We start from the raw sequence: 1,811 nt of genomic DNA, 5'->3' as shown, positions 1-1,811 counted from the left end.
CACATCCAGCTTCGGGTCATGCACCACCGGACACGAACCACGCAACCGCGCATACATCGGATAGGGATCGGCCAACTGGCCGTCGGACGTCGGATCGAAGTGCGGCGTCGTGGTCATCGGGGACGCTCCGAACGCGGCCGCTCGGCGGGCCGGAGCGGTGTCGGCCCGCCCCGGCGGCCGGGGTCGAGTCGGATGGCGGACATCGGTGTTCTCCCTTGGGGCGTGGGGTGGCGGGGGGGTCACTCGGCGGCGGCCAGGGCGGGCAGCTCGACGTCGAGGTGCCCGCGCTCGGCGGTCAGCGACCAGGTCGTGTCGGCGTCGTCCGGGTCCACCGGGTGGATCGCGGGCATCTCCGGCCCGGACACGAAGGTGTCGTGGACGATCTGGGTCGCCTCGGCCAGGTCGCTCCGCCCGGTCAGCACGCTGACCCGGTTGGAGGTGACGTGGACGTCGGCGCGCGCGGCGTCGACCGAGCGCAGGGCTTCGAGCAGGTGCAGCGGAGCGTACGGCCGTCGGCCGATGCCGAGGCCGACGACGGAGAGCCTGGCCAGGTTCGACGTCCAGTGCGCCTCGTCGAGGTGGATCCCGCGGTCGGTGTCGGCCAGCAGCTCCCGCAGCTCCTCGGCGCTCTCCTCGGGAAGGGTGAGCGCGATGTCGCCGGCGTCCTCGGTGCCGAGGTTGCCGTAGCGGCGCAGTTCGACCTCGATCTCGCGCTCGGCCAACTCCCTGAGCAGGCGCAGGACGTGGTCCGGGCTGATCCGCCGCAGTACGCAGCGGACCAGGCCGGAGCGCCCGGCCACGCCGGCGATCGGACAGCCCTGTCCGTCGGCCGTCCGGGAGTCCCCGGGCGTCGGCCCGCCGGCGCTCCGGCCGTGGCCGACCCAGGTCTTCGGGCCGGTCGCGGTGCTGTTGGCCCGCACCTTCAACTCGACGCCGTGGGTGCGGGCGTAGTCCACGGAGTCCGCGGCGAGCACCTTGGCGCCGCTGACCGCGAGTTCGGCCATCTCCTCGTAGGAGAGGCCGGTGTGGCGCCGGGCACCGACGACCGTGCGGGGGTCGGCGGTGTAGACGCCGGCGACATCGGTGACGATCTCGCAGTGGTCCGCGCCGAGCGCGGCGGCCAGGGCGACCCCGGTGGTGTCCGAGCCGCCGCGGCCCAGGGTCGTGCAGGCCCCGGTGAGGACCGACTCGCCCTGGAAACCCGCGACGACGGGGACCATTCCTCTGCCGAGGTCCTCCCGCAGCCGCCGCGGGTCCACCTGCACGATCGTCGCCTTGCCGTGGCGGTGGTCGGTGCGGATGCCGGCCTGCGCACCGCTGAACGACCGGCTGGCGACGCCCTGGTGGTTGAGCGCCAGCGACAGCAGCGCGGCGGAGGCGGCCTCGCCCGTGGAGAGCAGGCCGTCGAGCTCACGCGGAACGGGGAGGTCGGTCACCGCGGACGCCAGGCGCAGCAGCCCGTCGGTGGCACCGCCCATGGCGGACACCACCACCACGACCTGGTGCCCTTCCTCGCGTGCGGCCCGGACCTGCCGGGCCGCTTCGATGACCTTCTCCGGTGTGGCGACCGAGGTTCCGCCGTACTTTTGCACAATGAGCGCCATCTCACGCACTCTCTTCCTTCAGATCCTTGGGACGTGGAGGACGTTGGTGGAGCGCCGCGCCGACCGGCCGTTTCCCCGGTTGACCGCGTGAGCGACGCAGGGGTCTTTACTGCTCGTGGAGGAACTCGCGGATCGCGTAGCCGACGTGGCGCTGGTCGGTCATGGTGTGGCCCAGGATGACGTCGCCCTTGCGCAGCTCGGTGAAGT

The 1,811-nt window shown here is 72.7% G+C and carries 2 protein-coding genes; both read right to left on the bottom strand.

Annotation, left to right across the window (positions count from 1 at the left end):
- Positions 1 to 239: 239 nt before the first annotated feature.
- A complete protein-coding gene (locus OP86_RS32325) occupies positions 240 to 1,604 on the bottom strand; it encodes an aspartate kinase (RefSeq protein ID WP_078589593.1) in 1,365 nt (454 codons plus the stop codon).
- A gap of 106 nt (positions 1,605 to 1,710) precedes the next feature.
- Positions 1,711 to 1,800, bottom strand: coding sequence for a hypothetical protein (locus OP86_RS38945; protein ID WP_267883131.1), 90 nt, complete (start codon positions 1,798 to 1,800; stop codon positions 1,711 to 1,713).
- Positions 1,801 to 1,811: the final 11 nt, after the last annotated feature.

The organism is Streptomyces novaecaesareae, assembly GCF_000716875.1.
GTDB lineage: Bacteria > Actinomycetota > Actinomycetes > Streptomycetales > Streptomycetaceae > Kitasatospora > Kitasatospora novaecaesareae.
The sequence above is the reverse complement of the archived record's forward strand: the minus strand, read 5'-3'. Positions and strand labels throughout refer to the sequence as shown.

What these genes read in the sequence shown, in the direction of transcription:
- OP86_RS32325 (WP_078589593.1), bottom strand. Translation starts at nt 1,604, where the DNA reads ATGGCGCTCATTGTGCAAAAGTACGGCGGAACCTCGGTCGCCACACCG.